This is a genomic window from Desulfonema magnum, assembly GCF_017377395.1.
Taxonomy (GTDB): domain Bacteria; phylum Desulfobacterota; class Desulfobacteria; order Desulfobacterales; family 4be13; genus Desulfonema_C; species Desulfonema_C magnum.
On sequence record NZ_CP061800.1, the window covers coordinates 1,869,262 to 1,884,995 of the forward strand.

The window sequence follows — 15,734 nt, forward strand, 5'->3', positions numbered from 1 at the left end:
CCCGGCCGGAAAAACCCGGATTTCCCCCCGTCCGTCATGTCTGCCCCGCTACAGTCCGAAAACTTTTCGATCTGCTGAATATGGCAACTATCGGATTATGCCCAATTTTGGAACACCATCTGAAAAATCATCAGACCAATTAAACCGGAAGCGTAAACTGAGGTTCTCCCAGCAAAAATGTCCCTTCGGAAATCTGTTTTTTCAGTATATCAGCGATCTCACGGGCCTTTACCATGCTGGAAAGGGGAACCGTGGGCACATCTTCGCCATTGAGTTTTATCGAACCGCTTTTCAGTTCAGCATAACTGACCTGACCATAAGTTTTTGAAATGCCGTTTCCGTAATCATGACCGTAATCAATGATCTGTGTAAATATGTCCTCATCTGATACCGCGGTGTATTGGGCCATTTCCTCATTTAATATGGGAATGGGAACCCCCAGCCCCACGGCAAGTGAGCATCCGTATCCCTGAATACTCACGCCCACAAGCCATTCGGGGCGCATCTGTTTCAAATCGCCCATGACAAACAAAGTCCCCGCAGGCGTGACAGGAACGCCTTTTTCTGTTCGGTCTGCCGAGGGCTTGTGCTGGGTGCCGTGCCATGTCACATATCCGGTTCCGCCGCCCAGAAATATCCGTGTGCCCAGACCGATGGTTTTGTAATACGGATCATTAAACAAAGGGCTTAACTGCCCTGCTGAACAGTAATTGGCATTGCCGGCCCTGGGTTTTAATGCGCCCATGTAGGTATAAACTGTTTTTTTGTTCAGGTTGATGGCGCAGTTATAATTCTGATACCCGTTTCTCGGATTGCAGAGCGTGGCGCTGGGAAGTGTTTCCAGCGTGACTTTTTTTTCAATCATGCGGTTGGGATAACAGGTGGTTCCGTAAGCGGTTGCCTTTAAATGAATTTTTTTTCCAGCGAGCAGGTCCTGGATGACATGCCCTCCGCCATAGTTAAATTCACCCGGATATACCTTGTTTAAGGGATCATCCTCACAAGGCTGGGTGGCGCCGAGATAACAATCCACAGCGGCAACGCCCCCATATGCGGGCACATTGTTCAGCCAGACTTCCGAGGCTTTTATCCCCGGAACAGAATGCCCGAAATTAATGAATGCCCCGGAAGAACACATGGGGGCAAAGGTCCCTGTTGTCACAACATCAACACGCCTCGCGGCCTCAACCGGGCCCTCGTCTTTTACAATATCAATCATTTCTTCGGCTGTCACCACAACCACTTCACCAGATCTGATCTTTTCATTGATCTCCTGGTAGGTCTTGTTTATTTTATGTTCTTTCATTCCATTCTCCCAAGGCGCGGGGTCAGATAAGCATTTTCCCCCTGATCTTTTCCCCCTGATCTTAAACGACTGAGTTCAGAGGCAGCGGGGGATTTGCTGAAGCAATTTCGGCTGAGAACCCGTCCCCGCCGTCCATTTACAACAATTGGTTGGACGGCTTTAATTCTTTTAAGGTAAAAATTTATCTAAGTCGTAGTTTCCACTATTAAATTCAACAAGTTTTATCCAGTTGATACTTCCATTTTCATCGCAGTATCGTTCAATGAATAATTTTGTAAATCTGTTTATTACTCTTGCCTTTTCAAGCAGAAAAGCTTTGTTATGCTCTTGTGCCTTATAGCCTATGGGTTCAATAATATCAGTATATAAATTTTCATTTTCACTGATCAGATACCAAAAATTCTGCCCGACAACTTTTAAATAACCTCTCACATAGTTTGTTTTTGTTTTCCCATAGCATATACCCAGAACAGGTTGGACATTGACACCCCGACCAGCCTGTTTTACTCTGATGACAGCATTTTTTAAATCCTGCTCCAATCTGTTTTGCTGAGAACTGTTACCCCAGTTTGTTCCTGATTTGACAGAGACAACATAGTGGATATTTTTGTGAAAAAATTCCAAATCAACACCGGGAGCGGTTGATTTATGTCCGTTGCAAGTCTCTTGTGCGATAAAAATAGCCAAACCCTCAAGGAAGTCACCGAATAATTTTTCTTCGGATGATGATAGAAATGCTTCCAACAGGTTTGTTATAAATTCATTAGCTGTGATCACATTCTTTGCTTTGAAGAGATACGGATTTTTTTTTAATAACTTTTTGAGACTCAGTTCTTCAAGAGATTTTACTTTGCGCTGATGAAAATCAACAATATTTTCGTTCACATATTTATTAACTTCATCAAGGTTCATATTCATCATAACAATTATTTCCTCAGTTTAAAATTGTTTCAAATTCAGTTTGACTTTCAGCTACATTGGGTAACCGAATCTGAATTTGAGAAGTTCGTTTCCTTGATATTTCTATATATTCCGCATTTATATCAATACCAATATAATTTCTGCCAAGCTCTATGGCAGCTACCGCTGTCGTACCTGAACCTACAAAAGGATCCAATACGACATCACCCTGTTCTGTAAAAAGTTTGATAAACCAGGCAGGCAATGTCACAGGAAACACTGCGCTATGCTTGCGATTCGCACACTCGGTTGCCATATGAAGCACATTTGTCGGATATACCATTTTACGATTCTTCCAGTTTGAAACATTCTTTCCGAATCCGCTTCCGACTTTGGATTCATCCCGTATCTTATCGGTTTCGCTCAGGTTTGCCAGACGATTTTTCGCCCAGTCACCTACCGGAACCATAACTGTTTCCTGAAACATCTTGAATTTTTTTTGTTTATTAAATTGAATAAGCCTCTCCCAGTTGTCTCTGAATCTGTTGGGCCACTTGCCGGGGTAAGAATTCTTTTTATGCCAGACATACTCTTCGGTCCACAGCCAGCCTTGTTGTCTCATTTTTAATATCAAATCAATAACATATGTGTGTCTTTCGCCATTTACCACTCTTTCTTTTATATTTAAAATAAATGACCCGCCAGGTTTAAGAACACGCTTGAATTGTTTGGCCTTCGGTAAAAACCATTCCACATATTTATCAGGTTTTATACCGCCATAAATACTTTTCCTTTGGTCGGCATAAGGAGGGGAAGTAAAAATCAGATCAACTGATTCATCAGGCAATCCTTCTAATACTTTTTCACAATCACCTAAAATAAATTTATTTAAAAATTCCATTAGTTATACTCTCTTGTTTTAGATATTCAACGATAAAAATTGGGGGAAAAGTACAAAGCGGACTTTGCATTCCTCCCCGAAATTTTTTTCTTAAACTCGATGATCAGTTTTTTTTCTGTCCGGACCCGGTCAGCAAACCTGATCATTGAGTTAAAAGCTATTGTTCAAATTTGATTTGGCTGTTTTGATTTTTCTTGAAATATTATCTCTTATCCAGTGGGAATCCCACCATTCAATGGGATTTACAAAGGTGTTATGAACAATCATGCCAAAATGAAGATGATCACCAAAAGCAAATCCTGTTTTTCCTGTTTTTCCTACGGGGTCCCCTTTTGATATAATCTGATCTTTTTGCACCCGGATACTGCTTAAATGGGAATATGTGCTGAACAGCCCGAAACCGTGGTCAATGATTACTGTTTTGCCATAAATTCCTATCTTTCCCACAAAAACGACCTTTCCGCTATTGGCTGCCGGAACCGGTGACATGGCAATTGAAGCCAAATCTATTCCCAGATGAACCTGATGATCAATGATATCCTCTTTGTATTTGTATTCGCGATGATCAGCAAAGCCTGCTTTTCTTGCAGACTTGGGGAGCCTCAGAAACGTTCCTTTCCAATATTTCACCCCGCTGGTATTCCGCGTGATTTCTATCATTTTCGCTGCATTTGCCGCGCGAAGATTGTTGTTGATCATAAGGAATTCTTCAAGATCAGATATCTGAGGACTTTTGGCTATCCCGCTGTCAAATTTTGGCATTTCCCATGTAAGAAATCCGTCGGAAATATTAATGACATCTGTTTTGAAATTTTTCTTTTTTATATAATAAGGAAATCTTGTTTTAGCGATATTGCCTGCCTGGTCCGTGGCGCTGACAAAAATATTTGTGCCGGGATTCTGTTTATAATTCAGCCCGATAAAGGCCATAAAAACATCCGAAATATGGGGATTTCCAATGACCTGCCGGCCCGAATATCCCTGGAAAAAATTTTCCCCCACATAAACCCCGTTTTCAGGACAGGGTTCGGACAGCCTGTAAATGACAAGACCTGATCCGCCCTGCGCGAAGTTATGCGTCTCGCTTAAAACATCTATGCGAGGGGGTCTTGTATCAATTGTCACCTTTTTTTCAATAAGTGTTTTATTGCCATTCCACCATCTGCGCCAGGAATGATCGGTCGCGCTTATAAGAAAAGTTGCTTTGCCATCGGTAATTCCCATTTTCCCCGGTTCAACCAGAATTTTGAAAGCGTCCTCAGTGACCTTTGTGATTCCGAAAATCCCCCCGGATGAAAAGTTTTTTTCAAGCAAAACAAATTCCTTGCCGTTTTTCAAAAGAACCATCTGTATTTGCCTCAGGCCGCTTTTGGCATCAGATATCGAAAAAGAAAGTTCCTGAGACACGCCGATTGCTGAAAACGTGAGGTCTGACTCAACAGACGGGTTTTCCCCTTCCAATTTTGTGTACAAAATAAAGATGGCCGGCAAAATAACGAAAATACATACCGCCATAACAAACCACAATTTAAAATTTCTCATAATTAGCTTTTTAATTTTCAATAGGTTATCCTCTCATTTTTGCTGTCAGATTTTATAATGAATAATAGCAATTAAAAAAACGGTGATCAAGGCCTGTTTTCGTTTCTTGACTTTTAATTGCGTACACGATAAATAACGATTATTGTTTAAGCGTCTGAGAGATTAAGCAATCGGGATTATATTAAACCCGCGTTACGGGTCCGGCGCGCTTCATCTGTTTGGCCCGCTTTGTCGGACAAATCCAAAAAAAACAACAAAACCAAACTGTTAACCTATGAGCAATATTGTTAAAATAGAAAACATTTCGATTGGGCATGGTTTTCCCCTTGTTCTGATATCAGGTCCGTGTGTGATAGAAGATTATGAAACGACCTATGAAATCGCCTCATTTCTCAAAGACCTTACCCAAAAACTGGAAATCCCCTTTATTTTCAAGGCATCCTATGACAAAGCCAATCGGACATCCATCCGCTCTTACAGGGGACCCGGGACAGAGGCCGGGCTTGAAATTCTTTATCGTATCAGGACAGAACTTGATGTCAAGATACTTTCAGATGTTCACAGAATAAATGAGATTGACGCGGCCGCCAAAGTGCTGGACATCATCCAGATTCCTGCTTTTTTATGCCGGCAGACAGATTTTATTTTAGCTGTTGCAAAAACAGGGAAACCTGTTAATATTAAAAAAGGTCAGTTTCTCGCGCCGTGGGATATGATAAATGTGGTGGAAAAAGTGACTTCCACAGGAAACAAGCGGATTCTGGTCACGGACAGAGGAACAATGTTCGGATACAATAATCTGATCGCAGATTTCCGCGGTATAAAAATCATGCAGGATGCAACAGAATACCCGGTCATATTTGACGCGACACACAGTGTCCAGCTTCCCGGAGGGTCCGGGACCCGTTCCGGCGGGCAGCGGGAATTTGCCCCGATTCTTGCCAGAGCGGCAGTTGCCTCAGGCGCGGACGGTATTTTTTTGGAAGTTCACAAAGAACCTGACAAGGCCCTTTGTGACGGACCCAATTCATTAAGGCTGGATATGCTTCATGAATTATTTTCCCAGCTGAAAGCCATTAAAGAGGTGCTATGACCTGTACAGCTTCCGAAATAACAACCAAAATGAAACAGATAAAATTGCTGCTTCTGGATGTTGACGGCGTGCTTACTGACGGCAGTATCACTTACACTGATACCGGGGCTGAAATCAAGACGTTTAATGTCAGGGACGGTGCCGGCATCAGACTCCTTATGAAAGCAGGAATAACGGTCGGCATTGTAACCGGAAGACGCTCAGAAGCCCTGCTTCATCGGTGCAAAAATCTCGGTATTGATCTTATTTTTGACGGGGTGGTTGACAAGGCCGATGTCTTGGATGCTGTTTTGGAACAAACTGGCACACGCTCTTCCGAAGTCGCGTTTATGGGGGATGATCTGTTGGATATCTCCATGATGAGGCGCGTGGGACTTTCCATTGCTGTTTCCGATGCCCATGATACTGTACTCGAGGGCGCGGATATGGTCACGGAGCGTAAAGGCGGGGCCGGGGCTGTCAGGGAAGCGTCTGAAGCAATCCTGAAAGCCCGGGGGCTTTGGGAAAAAACAGTGGCACGTTTTTTATAGTACTGAATTAAGATTTCCAAGGTTTCTGGAACCTCAGCAGCTCGAAAATTTTCATAAATCCGGAGTGCAAAAACAGAGCGAAACGTTTTTTTGCACTCCGGAAGAGATTTTCGTTCTGCTGAATCTGGGAAATCTTCAACGATTAAAGACCTGTGGCAAAAAAGAACGCTGTGGCAGCTTTTTCAACCCCGAAATTTAAATTGTTTCTGGCGGTGCTTATTCTTGTTGTCTTAGGAGGCACAGCAGCAATTTTTGTAGGCTATCGCGGAATAATGAACAAATCCGACACATTTGTTTCAGGTATCCGGGACAGCGCAAACATAAGCATTGGCAATGTTCATCAGACCTCAACACGGAACGGGGTAAAGGAATGGATATTGGAGGCGGTTTCAGTACGCTATCTCAATGAAAAAAAACAGGCGGTTTTTGACAACCTGGCGGTGACATTCTTTCTTAAATCCGAAAACAAAGTTCATCTTACGGGAAATAAGGGAATTTTAAAAACAGATTCAAATGATATTGAAGTGACAGGCAATGTTGTGATAAAGGATAAGGACTGCGAGCTTCAGACTGAAAAATTGTATTATAAACATCATCAGCGCACGCTTTCCTCCCAAGCACCGGTGAAAGTCACAGGAAGTGCATTTAATCTTTCGGCTGATTCCATGGTTTTTGATTTAAAGACAAACAAAACTGTGTTTGAGGGCAATGTAAAGGGGACGCTTGGTGGGAATATCACGATGTAAACAAACACTCAGCAGGTTTTTGTTTGTCTCGGCATTTATGTCATGGATTTTTTTGACGATATTCTTTACATATGCTGGTGAGACAGCAGCGGACCCGGGGAATGACAAAGGGAAAATTCGTATTTCAGCAAAAACCCTGGTTTCTGACAGTGAGGCAAAATACGCTGAATTCACAGGAAATGTCAGAGCCATCCAGGGAAACACGGTGATCACATCTGACAGACTCAGGGTTTTTTATAAAGCAGTTTCAGGGAATAAACAGAAGCCGGTTTCAGGTGAGCAGGCCATTGAGAAAATCGTGGCAGAGGGGAATGTAAAAATAAAGTTTGACAATAAGGTTGCAGAAACAGAGCATGCCGTATATACAACAAAGGATAAAGTTCTTGTGCTGTCAGGCCCCGGTTCAAAACTGATCAGCGGAAACAATTCAATTTCAGGATCAAAAATTACGCTTTACAGAGCAGAAGGTCGTATTAAATTTGAAAGCAACAGCGATAAACCGGTGGAAGCAGTGCTTTATCCTGGTGAAAATGGTATAAAGTAGTAATTGGTGATTTTGGCGGAAATATATGCTGCATCTTTTAAAGGTCAAAAATTTGTTTAAGTGTCGTCACTACAGGGAAAGCTTGGGAGTTTGGCAAGTTTAAGAATAACATCTTTACTAAATGCCCTGCTCAGATATCTCAGCTACAGAATATTTAAAGAAAGTGCTTGGTGTATTGAATTGGTTATTCGACAAGGCACAGTGTAAAAAAATAGCCATGCAAAACCATAGACCACGCTATTATTACAAATATTTATGCCTAGTTTTTTTGTAAGGACATGGTATAAGTGAGAAGTGCTTCCAAGCGATTACTTTACTTACTTATTACTTTTTTAACATGGCATAATCCTTAACGAAGCAGACGGGGGGCGGGCTGGTCTTTTACGAAGCTTTCCGTTAACTCCGCCCTGATGCTTATTTTGAGCGCTATGCCTCTGATCGGTAAAATATTTCTCATTTACAGTTAACCTTTAGCATTGCTGTTTAGCATGATATTGAAAAAAGAACTTAAAAAACTTGCCAAAGCTCGTTTAAAAGATTCAGAAATTTTGTTTAGGAATAGACGATATGATTCCGCTATATATCTATGTGGTTATGCTGTTGAATTAGCGTTAAAAGCAAGAATATGCAGAACATTAAAATGGATGGGATTTCCAAGTTCAAACAGTGAGTTCAGAGATTATAAATCATTAAAAACTCATAATTTAGATACGTTATTGGCTTTTTCAGGAGTTGAAGATAAAATAAAAAACAGATTTCTTTCAGAGTGGTCGGTAGTAACTCAATGGAAACCGGAAGATCGATACCGACCATTAGGCACAGCAAACAGAATCACCACTAATGATATGATTAATGCAACCGAAAAATTAATAGAGGCTTTAAGATGATAATATTATGGATAAAATAATTGATAAATTTAAGTCGATAGAGAAGATTGTTTCCCAGAAAAAAGGCAATGTTAAACTGCTTGCACTTTTTGAATTGGAAGATAATATTCACGATAGGTGGGATGTAATTATTTCTTCCAAAAATTTGTTCCCTGAAGATATTGAGTCATTGAAATTTGTTGTAAATATAATTCAACGTGTTTTAACTAAAAAAGAAATACTTAAAATTTCAAAAGTGGTTTTATTTGATCCAAACGACGAATTTATAACAAAAATACAAAAGTTTCTTAGCAATGGTAAAAATCCAAAAGAATTTAGCGAAGTGGAGATAAATGGTTTAATGATAAAGCGTGGCTTTGTTATAAAATCCCCTGTCACCGAAGACACGACTTTAAAACATGCGGAAGACCTGATCAGATATCTTATCTATACCTCCAAGCCGAATAAAATAAAAGGTTCTATAGATACTCCGTCGCCAGAAGATGTTCATCTGCCTTTTAGCGGCAATTTGGAAAAAAACGATATAGAATATACTTCTAAATACCTTAACTAAGATGAGGATGAAATGGCTAAAGAGAAAAAAGAAGTGATTAAAAAGGAAATCCATGTGGATGAAGCTGATGCTGAAAAACTACTGTCTGCATTATTACAGATAGCGCAGGAAAAATCAATTGATGACAAGGTTGATTATAATGAAAATTATATCAACGATCTTAAGGTATTGCATAAAAAATTTTTAAAAAAAGATAATTTTGAAGTCGGACAAATTGTTAAATGGAAGAAGGGATTAAAAAACAGAAGGCTTCCCTTAGAGAATCAGCCTGTAATAATTTTAGAATTGCTTGATGAACCAGTTTTCGATTCTGAAGCACGTAGCGGGAGTCCTTATTTTTTGGAGCCGTTAGATGTTGTGTTAGGAATATTAGATTCAGATGGTGATTTTATTCGTTTTTATTATGACAGAAGAAGGTTTGAGCCATATAAAAAATAAATATTCTAATCAGTCATTGCAACGGACGGCGGGGCGGCTTCTCAATCGAAGTTGCTCAGTAAAGCCCTCGTCGCCGCTTAATGTTAGCTGTAAAACAAACACAAAGATTTCCAGAACGCTATAATAGCAGATCACAAATCACAAAATGGCAACATTATCTCTCAGAAATCTGGTCAAAATTTATCATGGAAGGCAGGTGGTGAATTCTGTCAGTCTGAACGTTGAAAGCGGGGTTGTCGCAGGGCTTCTGGGGCCGAACGGGGCAGGTAAGACCACGACGTTTTATATGGCTGTGGGAATGGTGAGACCGGACGGAGGTCAGGTTTTTCTTGACGATGAAGACACCACGAACTACCCTATGTATCTGAGGGCACGCAAAGGCGTGGGGTATCTTCCCCAGGAAACTTCGATTTTCAGAAAACTGACTGTGAAACAGAATATCATGGCGATTCTTGAAATTGTGAAACTGGGCGATGAAAGACACATTTCAAAATCAGAACAGAAAGATCGCGCGGACAGGCTGCTGAATGAACTTGGTATCAGACATCTTGCGGATCAGAACGCCACTGTGCTTTCAGGGGGGGAACGCAGACGTCTGGAAATCGCCCGCGCACTTGCCACAGATCCGTGTTTTATTCTTCTGGACGAACCATTTGCAGGGGTGGACCCTCTTGCAGTCATTGACATTAAAAACATTATCGCACATCTGAGACAGCGGGAGATCGGGGTTCTTATTTCCGACCATAATGTAAGAGAGACACTGGGAGTGTGTGATAACGCATACATACTAAGTGACGGAAAAATAATTGAATCCGGGTCCCCGGAAAAGATAGCGTCAAGCCAGACTGCCCGGCGTATTTATTTAGGGGATGAGTTCAGGTTGTAATGCCGCTCATTGGCCATTCGCTGTTTATAACAACTAAATGACAAATAACAAAAAATGGCAATTGAATTAAAACAACAGCTTAAATTAAGCCAGCAACTGGTAATGACACCGCAGCTTCAGATGGCGATAAAGCTTCTGCAATTGTCCAGACTGGAACTGATGGATGCCATACACCAGGAACTGGAAGAAAATCCCGCATTGGAGATCAGCGATGCGGAAGTTGAAGAAAATCAGACGGAACCATCTGAAATCATAGTTGAAAAGGCTCCTTCGGAAAAAGAGGTCACCATTGAAGAAAAAATAAACGATGATATTGACTGGAGCAACTATATTGATGAATACAATTCTCCCGGAAAAGCCACTTTTGAAAGTGAAGGAAGAGATGCGCCGAAATTTGAGTCTTTTATTGCACAGAAGGACTCTCTGAGCGACCACCTCCTTTGGCAACTCCTGATGATATCTCCTACAGAAGAAGAAAAAAATATCGGAAGCCTTATTATCGGGAACCTCGATAACAGGGGTTATCTGGATGTTCCTGTGGATGAACTTGCCAAAACGAGCGGCGCTTCATGTAAAAAAGTCGGACAGGTCTTATCTTTGTTGCAAACTTTCGATCCCATCGGTGTCTGTGCCCATGATCTTGCAGAATGCCTTATGATACAGGCCCGGCATCTGGGGTTTGGCGATTCCGTTGTGACCGATATTATAAAAAACCATCTTGGCCATATAGAAAACAAAAATTACAACGCCATATGCAAAGCCTTAAAAACAGATATGACATCTGTCATTTTTGCCGTGAATATCATCAAAGGACTGGAACCTATGCCCGGACGTGTGTTCAGCGATGAGGAACCCCAATATATTGTGCCTGATATTTATGTTTATCGAATGGAAGATGATTTTGTGATCACGTTGAATGAGGACGGAATGCCCAAGCTTTGCATCAGTTCTTTTTATCAGAAAGCAATCACCAAGGACGGAAAACTTACGGAAAACGCAAAGGATTATATGCATGAGAAGCTGAATTCCGCGGCATGGCTGATTAAAAGTATTCATCAGCGTCAGAAGACGATTTACAGGGTGATGGAAAGCATACTGAAGTTTCAGCGGGAGTTTTTTGAAAAAGGGATCGCCTATCTGAAGCCCATGGTACTCAGAGATGTTTCAGAAGATATTGACATGCACGAATCAACCGTCAGCAGAGTGACAACAAACAAATATGCTTATACGCCCCAGGGGATTTTTGAACTGAAATATTTTTTTAACAGTTCGATCAACTGTATTTCAGGCGGCGGGGCCTTAGCGGCTGTCAGTGTTCAGGAAAGGATAAGGCAGATCATTGACAGTGAGGATCCTCAGAAACCTTACAGTGATGAGAAACTCTCAAAGATATTGGAAAAGGCAAATATAAACATCGCACGCAGAACAGTAGCCAAGTATCGTGAAATGCTGAAGATACTTCCATCCAACAAACGAAAAAAAAGCAGGGAGGTTTAAAACATGCAGACATCTGTGACTTTTAAAAATCTTGATCCCTCGGAAACGTTGAAATCTTATGTCAGCGGCAAGCTTGACCGGTTTGACAAGTTCCTTGACAATCCTGCGGAAGCAAGCGTGGTTCTTTCGGTTGAAAAATTTCGTCATATTGCCGAAATTAAAATAAGCGGTGACAGGCTGACCATAAATGGCAAAGAAGAAACGGATGACATGTATTCATCCATTGACATGGTTCTGGACAAGCTTGGAAAGCAGATAAAGAAAAACAAGCAGAAAACCAGGGACCGCAGGGGAGGAAAAACTAAGTTGGCGGATGTTATGGCTGTTGAAGACATTGTGCCTCAGCAGGATGAGGCCGGAACAACGCAGCTAAAGGTTAAAAACATCGAATACAAACCCATGGATGTTGAAGAGGCTGTTATGCAGATGGACCTCGGAGACGACAATTTTTTGGTATTTACAAATGCCAAAACAGACCGGGTGAATGTCCTTTATCATCGTAATGATGGGCATTACGGACTGATTCAGCCCAGCAACTGAAAAGCTGTCAGTTATCAGCGGACTGCGAGCGGCTCGCGGATAACTGACAACGAATAACTGACAACTGATATGAAGATTCTTGATGTTTTGCAAAAAGAGGCAGTTCTTGTCAATTTAAAGTCCCGGGACAAGAAAAGCGTTATTGAGGAACTTGCAATGCCGGTGGCCCGTATTGCCAACATAAATCATGATGACCTTGTACGGGTACTCATGGAAAGAGAGCGGCTCGGGAGTACCGGTATCGGCGGCGGAATTGCGATTCCCCACGGTAAAATTAAGGAACTTGAGTCACTGGCAATGGGGTTTGGTTTAAGCCGAAAAGGTGTTGACTTTGAATCCATGGATGGGCGTCCTGCCCATATTTTTTTTCTTATGATCACACCGGAGAATTCAACTGGCCTTCATCTGAACCTCCTTGCCCGGATTGCAAGAATCCTGAAAAATGAACCTTTTAAGGACAGATTGTCCAATGCTGTTGACAGTGATGAGATTTTCAACATTATCAGGGAAGAAGACGAAACATTTTAACAGGGTTCAGTGGTCAGTGACGGGTAAATCAAAACAAAAGGCAAGCTGATAACTGATATGAACGACTTAAAAATATTTATTATTACAGGACTTTCAGGTTCCGGTAAGAGTACGGCAATCGCCGCGTTTCAGGACGCGGGGTTTTATTGTGTGGATAATATGCCCGTGGCCCTTCTCCCCAAGTTTCTGGAATTACCGATTCAGGGCGATTCTGAAATCACAGGGCTTGCGTTTGTGATGGATCTGCGGGAAAAGGGTTTTCTTTCCGGATATGAAGCCATATTTGAATCTCTCAGGCAAAAAGGATGTAATTTTGAAATTCTGTTCCTTGAAGCAGATGAAAAGATTCTGGTCCAGCGATACAGCCAGACGCGACGATATCATCCGCTGTCACATGGGAAAAGTGTCACAGACGGCATCCGAATTGAACGGGACCAGCTAAGGCATCTCAGGGAATCCGCGGATCAGATTATTGACACATCCTGCTATAATGTTCACAAACTGAAATCGCTTATTCTTGATATTGCGCAAAAAATTAAAAAATTTGCGCTGATGAAAATAAATATTTTGTCGTTTGGTTTCCGGTACGGTATTCCGCATGATGCTGATCTGATCATAGATGTCCGTTTTGTTTCAAACCCTTATTTTGTGCCTGAATTAAAAGAACTGGACGGAGAAAAAGAGGAGGTTAGGCGGTATGTTCTGAGTCGTAACACGACTCGTATCTTTCTACAGAAGTATCTGGACTTGCTGGATTATTTAATCCCTTTGTATGAAAAAGAGGGAAAGGCTTATCTGACCATCGGAGTGGGCTGTACCGGAGGACGTCATCGTTCTGTTGCCATTGCACGTGCTGTGTTTGAGCATACAGACAAACCAAACAGAAGGGTTGAGATTACGCACCGGGATATTGAGAAATGACTACAAGGATTTTACCATGAAAATGCATTCTGAAAAAATTCGATTTTTTATTTTTATAACCTTTTCATGGTCGAGGAAAAAATCCGATTTTTCATGACCATTTATATAAGAAGAGGGTAGTGTTCTAAAACTGGACTTAATTTTTTTAAGGCATTGAATCAATTTAGCAAATATCGGATCAAGTCCAGTTTTAGAACACCACCTAAGAAGAGGATGATAAAAAAGATTTTTTTAATCCTTTTCTTATCTGAAATCCTCGTAGTTCTGATCCGAATTTTATAAATTTCCATATATAAAAAATTGAAAAAAATTATACATACTTCGATCCGGTATATGCAGCTTATTCTATTAAAACTAAGGATTTAAAGTGATAGGTATAGTAATTGTTACACATGCTCAACTTGGTGATGCGCTGATTGACGCTTCCGAATTCATACTTGGCAAACGGCCTGAAGCCATCATTTCTGTTTCGATAAATATAAATGAAAACGCGGATCAGTTGCGTGAAAAAATTGCCCAAGGAATCAAAAAGGTCAGGCAGAAAAAAGGCATACTGATTCTGACGGATATGTTCGGAGGAACTCCTTCCAATTTAAGTTATTCATTTCTTCAAGAAGGGCGTGTGGAAGTCATCTCCGGGGTAAACCTTCCTATGCTGGTCAAGGCTGTCAATTCTCGAAAAAACATGGACCTTGTCAGACTTTCCGAATGTCTGGAGGTTTACGGCAAAAAAAGCATTTCTCTGGCAAGCGGAATTTTAAAGGGAAACAAACGAAGCGAATAATTTTCGATTTTTGACTGAGGATTTTCGCTTCGACAGGAGTTCAGCCGAAGGATTGAGACTTGAAAATCAAATCAGATGAGGAGATAAATTATGAGCGTAAAAATAGGTATAAATGGTTTCGGAAGGATCGGACGGCTGGTATTCAGGGCCGCACTCGGTCATCCCGAGGTTGAGGTTGTGGCAATCAATGATCTCATGGACTCAGCCACCATGGCCTATCTTCTGAGTTATGATTCAGTTCATGGCAGACTGAATGCGGAGGTCACTGCAAAGGAAGATGCCATTGAAGCAGATGGCAAGGCCGTTGCCGTTACTTCAGTCAAAGATCCCGGAGAAATCGGATGGAAAGATTTGGGAGTTGACATTGTCGCAGAATGTACCGGTCTTTTCAGGGATGCTGAAAGCGCGTCAAAGCATCTGGCTGCCGGCGCTCGTAAGGTGATAATATCCGCACCTGCCAAAGACCCGGATATTACCATTGTCATGGGTGTCAACTCCAATCAGTATGACCCCGGACACCACCATATCATTTCCAATGCCTCGTGTACCACAAACTGCCTTGCGCCTGTTGCCAAAGTTCTTCTTGAAAATTTCGGCATACGATGCGGGTTGATGACCACGGTACATGCTTATACAGGGGACCAGCGTCTCCTTGATTTTCCCCACAAAGACCTTCGCAGGGCAAGGGCTGCGGCCCTGTCCATGATTCCCACGACCACAGGGGCGGCCCGGGCGGTTTCCCTGGTGCTTCCGGAATTATCCGGGAAGCTTAATGGTCTTGCCATTCGTGTTCCCACCCCTAATGTGTCTATTGTTGATTTTGTCGCGACCGTGGAAAAATCAGGTATTACGGTTTCTGATGTCAATGAGGCGCTTAAAAATGCTTCGGAAGGGCCTCTTTCAGGCATACTCGGATACAATGAACTTCCGCTGGTGTCTTGCGACTTTAACGGTTCCGCATTATCTTCAATCGTTGACGGCCCCACAACATATGTTGTTGACAACATGGTAAAGGTCCTTTCATGGTATGACAATGAATCCGGATATTCAAACCGGATGGTTGATCTTGCTGCCATGATCGGATCCCAGCTTTAATCAGTTTACAGTTGTCAGCAGTCTGTTTTCAGTCAGAAAGACC

The 15,734-nt window shown here is 41.8% G+C and carries 18 protein-coding genes; 14 read left to right on the forward strand and 4 right to left on the reverse strand.

What is annotated here, in order from left to right:
* Positions 1-139 precede the first annotated feature (139 nt).
* The 4 genes from dnm_RS07580 to dnm_RS07595 form a co-directional block, all read right to left on the reverse strand.
* A complete protein-coding gene (locus dnm_RS07580; RefSeq protein ID WP_207682073.1) occupies positions 140-1,306 on the reverse strand; it encodes a homocysteine biosynthesis protein in 1,167 nt (388 codons plus the stop codon).
* A 168-nt stretch (positions 1,307-1,474) separates the two neighbouring features.
* Positions 1,475-2,227: a PmeII family type II restriction endonuclease gene (locus dnm_RS07585; protein WP_207682074.1), complete on the reverse strand. Its 753-nt coding sequence runs from the start codon at positions 2,225-2,227 to the stop codon at positions 1,475-1,477.
* 13 nt (positions 2,228-2,240) lie between these two features.
* Positions 2,241-3,107, reverse strand: coding sequence for a DNA-methyltransferase (locus dnm_RS07590; protein ID WP_207682075.1), 867 nt, complete (start codon positions 3,105-3,107; stop codon positions 2,241-2,243).
* Between the two features lie 150 nt (positions 3,108-3,257).
* Entirely contained in the window at positions 3,258-4,649 is a 1,392-nt protein-coding gene (locus dnm_RS07595) for a M23 family metallopeptidase (protein WP_207682076.1), read from the reverse strand.
* A 274-nt stretch (positions 4,650-4,923) separates the two neighbouring features.
* On the opposite strand from dnm_RS07595, the gene kdsA reads away from it, so the two are divergent.
* The 14 genes from kdsA to gap all read left to right on the forward strand — a co-directional run bounded on the left by kdsA (position 4,924) and on the right by gap (position 15,691).
* Positions 4,924-5,742: a 3-deoxy-8-phosphooctulonate synthase gene (gene kdsA / locus dnm_RS07600; protein WP_207682077.1), complete on the forward strand. Its 819-nt coding sequence runs from the start codon at positions 4,924-4,926 to the stop codon at positions 5,740-5,742.
* Complete coding sequence (locus dnm_RS07605; RefSeq protein WP_246556242.1) at positions 5,739-6,272, forward strand: KdsC family phosphatase; 534 nt, start codon at positions 5,739-5,741, stop codon at positions 6,270-6,272. Before kdsA ends, dnm_RS07605 begins: the two co-directional genes overlap by 4 nt.
* A 152-nt stretch (positions 6,273-6,424) precedes the next feature.
* Positions 6,425-7,018: an LPS export ABC transporter periplasmic protein LptC gene (gene lptC / locus dnm_RS07610; RefSeq protein WP_207682078.1), complete on the forward strand. Its 594-nt coding sequence runs from the start codon at positions 6,425-6,427 to the stop codon at positions 7,016-7,018.
* A 37-nt stretch (positions 7,019-7,055) separates the two neighbouring features.
* Positions 7,056-7,562, forward strand: coding sequence for an LptA/OstA family protein (locus dnm_RS07615; RefSeq protein ID WP_207682079.1), 507 nt, complete (start codon positions 7,056-7,058; stop codon positions 7,560-7,562).
* A gap of 494 nt (positions 7,563-8,056) precedes the next feature.
* Entirely contained in the window at positions 8,057-8,449 is a 393-nt protein-coding gene (locus dnm_RS07620; protein ID WP_207682080.1) for a HEPN domain-containing protein, read from the forward strand.
* A gap of 7 nt (positions 8,450-8,456) precedes the next feature.
* Positions 8,457-9,002, forward strand: a complete 546-nt coding sequence (locus dnm_RS07625) for a hypothetical protein (protein ID WP_207682081.1) — start codon at positions 8,457-8,459, stop codon at positions 9,000-9,002.
* Between the two features lie 12 nt (positions 9,003-9,014).
* Entirely contained in the window at positions 9,015-9,440 is a 426-nt protein-coding gene (locus dnm_RS07630; protein ID WP_207682082.1) for a hypothetical protein, read from the forward strand.
* Between the two features lie 145 nt (positions 9,441-9,585).
* Complete coding sequence (lptB, locus tag dnm_RS07635) at positions 9,586-10,326, forward strand: LPS export ABC transporter ATP-binding protein (protein ID WP_207682083.1); 741 nt, start codon at positions 9,586-9,588, stop codon at positions 10,324-10,326.
* Between the two features lie 54 nt (positions 10,327-10,380).
* Positions 10,381-11,823, forward strand: coding sequence for an RNA polymerase factor sigma-54 (gene rpoN / locus dnm_RS07640; protein WP_207682084.1), 1,443 nt, complete (start codon positions 10,381-10,383; stop codon positions 11,821-11,823).
* Between the two features lie 3 nt (positions 11,824-11,826).
* Positions 11,827-12,363 carry a ribosome hibernation-promoting factor, HPF/YfiA family gene (gene hpf, locus dnm_RS07645; protein WP_207682085.1) on the forward strand — a complete coding sequence of 179 codons (537 nt, stop codon included), beginning with the start codon at positions 11,827-11,829 and terminating at the stop codon, positions 12,361-12,363.
* 69 nt (positions 12,364-12,432) lie between these two features.
* Complete coding sequence (locus tag dnm_RS07650) at positions 12,433-12,891, forward strand: PTS sugar transporter subunit IIA (protein ID WP_207682086.1); 459 nt, start codon at positions 12,433-12,435, stop codon at positions 12,889-12,891.
* Positions 12,892-12,948: 57 nt separating this feature from the next.
* On the forward strand, positions 12,949-13,812 hold the full coding sequence (gene rapZ, locus dnm_RS07655; protein ID WP_207682087.1) for an RNase adapter RapZ: 864 nt from the start codon (positions 12,949-12,951) through the stop codon (positions 13,810-13,812).
* Between the two features lie 367 nt (positions 13,813-14,179).
* Positions 14,180-14,596 carry a PTS sugar transporter subunit IIA gene (locus dnm_RS07660; protein ID WP_207682088.1) on the forward strand — a complete coding sequence of 139 codons (417 nt, stop codon included), beginning with the start codon at positions 14,180-14,182 and terminating at the stop codon, positions 14,594-14,596.
* Positions 14,597-14,686: 90 nt separating this feature from the next.
* Positions 14,687-15,691, forward strand: a complete 1,005-nt coding sequence (gene gap / locus dnm_RS07665) for a type I glyceraldehyde-3-phosphate dehydrogenase (RefSeq protein ID WP_207682089.1) — start codon at positions 14,687-14,689, stop codon at positions 15,689-15,691.
* The last annotated feature ends 43 nt before the right edge of the window (positions 15,692-15,734 follow it).

What these genes read in the sequence shown, in the direction of transcription:
- dnm_RS07615 (WP_207682079.1), top strand. Translation starts at nt 7,056, where the DNA reads ATGTCATGGATTTTTTTGACGATATTCTTTACATATGCTGGTGAGACA.
- rapZ (WP_207682087.1), top strand. Translation starts at nt 12,949, where the DNA reads ATGAACGACTTAAAAATATTTATTATTACAGGACTTTCAGGTTCCGGT.
- rpoN (WP_207682084.1), top strand. Translation starts at nt 10,381, where the DNA reads ATGGCAATTGAATTAAAACAACAGCTTAAATTAAGCCAGCAACTGGTA.
- gap (WP_207682089.1), top strand. Translation starts at nt 14,687, where the DNA reads ATGAGCGTAAAAATAGGTATAAATGGTTTCGGAAGGATCGGACGGCTG.
- hpf (WP_207682085.1), top strand. Translation starts at nt 11,827, where the DNA reads ATGCAGACATCTGTGACTTTTAAAAATCTTGATCCCTCGGAAACGTTG.
- dnm_RS07625 (WP_207682081.1), top strand. Translation starts at nt 8,457, where the DNA reads ATGGATAAAATAATTGATAAATTTAAGTCGATAGAGAAGATTGTTTCC.
- dnm_RS07605 (WP_246556242.1), top strand. Translation starts at nt 5,739, where the DNA reads ATGACCTGTACAGCTTCCGAAATAACAACCAAAATGAAACAGATAAAA.
- dnm_RS07590 (WP_207682075.1), bottom strand. Translation starts at nt 3,107, where the DNA reads ATGGAATTTTTAAATAAATTTATTTTAGGTGATTGTGAAAAAGTATTA.
- kdsA (WP_207682077.1), top strand. Translation starts at nt 4,924, where the DNA reads ATGAGCAATATTGTTAAAATAGAAAACATTTCGATTGGGCATGGTTTT.
- dnm_RS07650 (WP_207682086.1), top strand. Translation starts at nt 12,433, where the DNA reads ATGAAGATTCTTGATGTTTTGCAAAAAGAGGCAGTTCTTGTCAATTTA.
- dnm_RS07595 (WP_207682076.1), bottom strand. Translation starts at nt 4,649, where the DNA reads ATGAGAAATTTTAAATTGTGGTTTGTTATGGCGGTATGTATTTTCGTT.
- dnm_RS07580 (WP_207682073.1), bottom strand. Translation starts at nt 1,306, where the DNA reads ATGAAAGAACATAAAATAAACAAGACCTACCAGGAGATCAATGAAAAG.
- dnm_RS07585 (WP_207682074.1), bottom strand. Translation starts at nt 2,227, where the DNA reads ATGATGAATATGAACCTTGATGAAGTTAATAAATATGTGAACGAAAAT.
- dnm_RS07630 (WP_207682082.1), top strand. Translation starts at nt 9,015, where the DNA reads ATGGCTAAAGAGAAAAAAGAAGTGATTAAAAAGGAAATCCATGTGGAT.
- lptB (WP_207682083.1), top strand. Translation starts at nt 9,586, where the DNA reads ATGGCAACATTATCTCTCAGAAATCTGGTCAAAATTTATCATGGAAGG.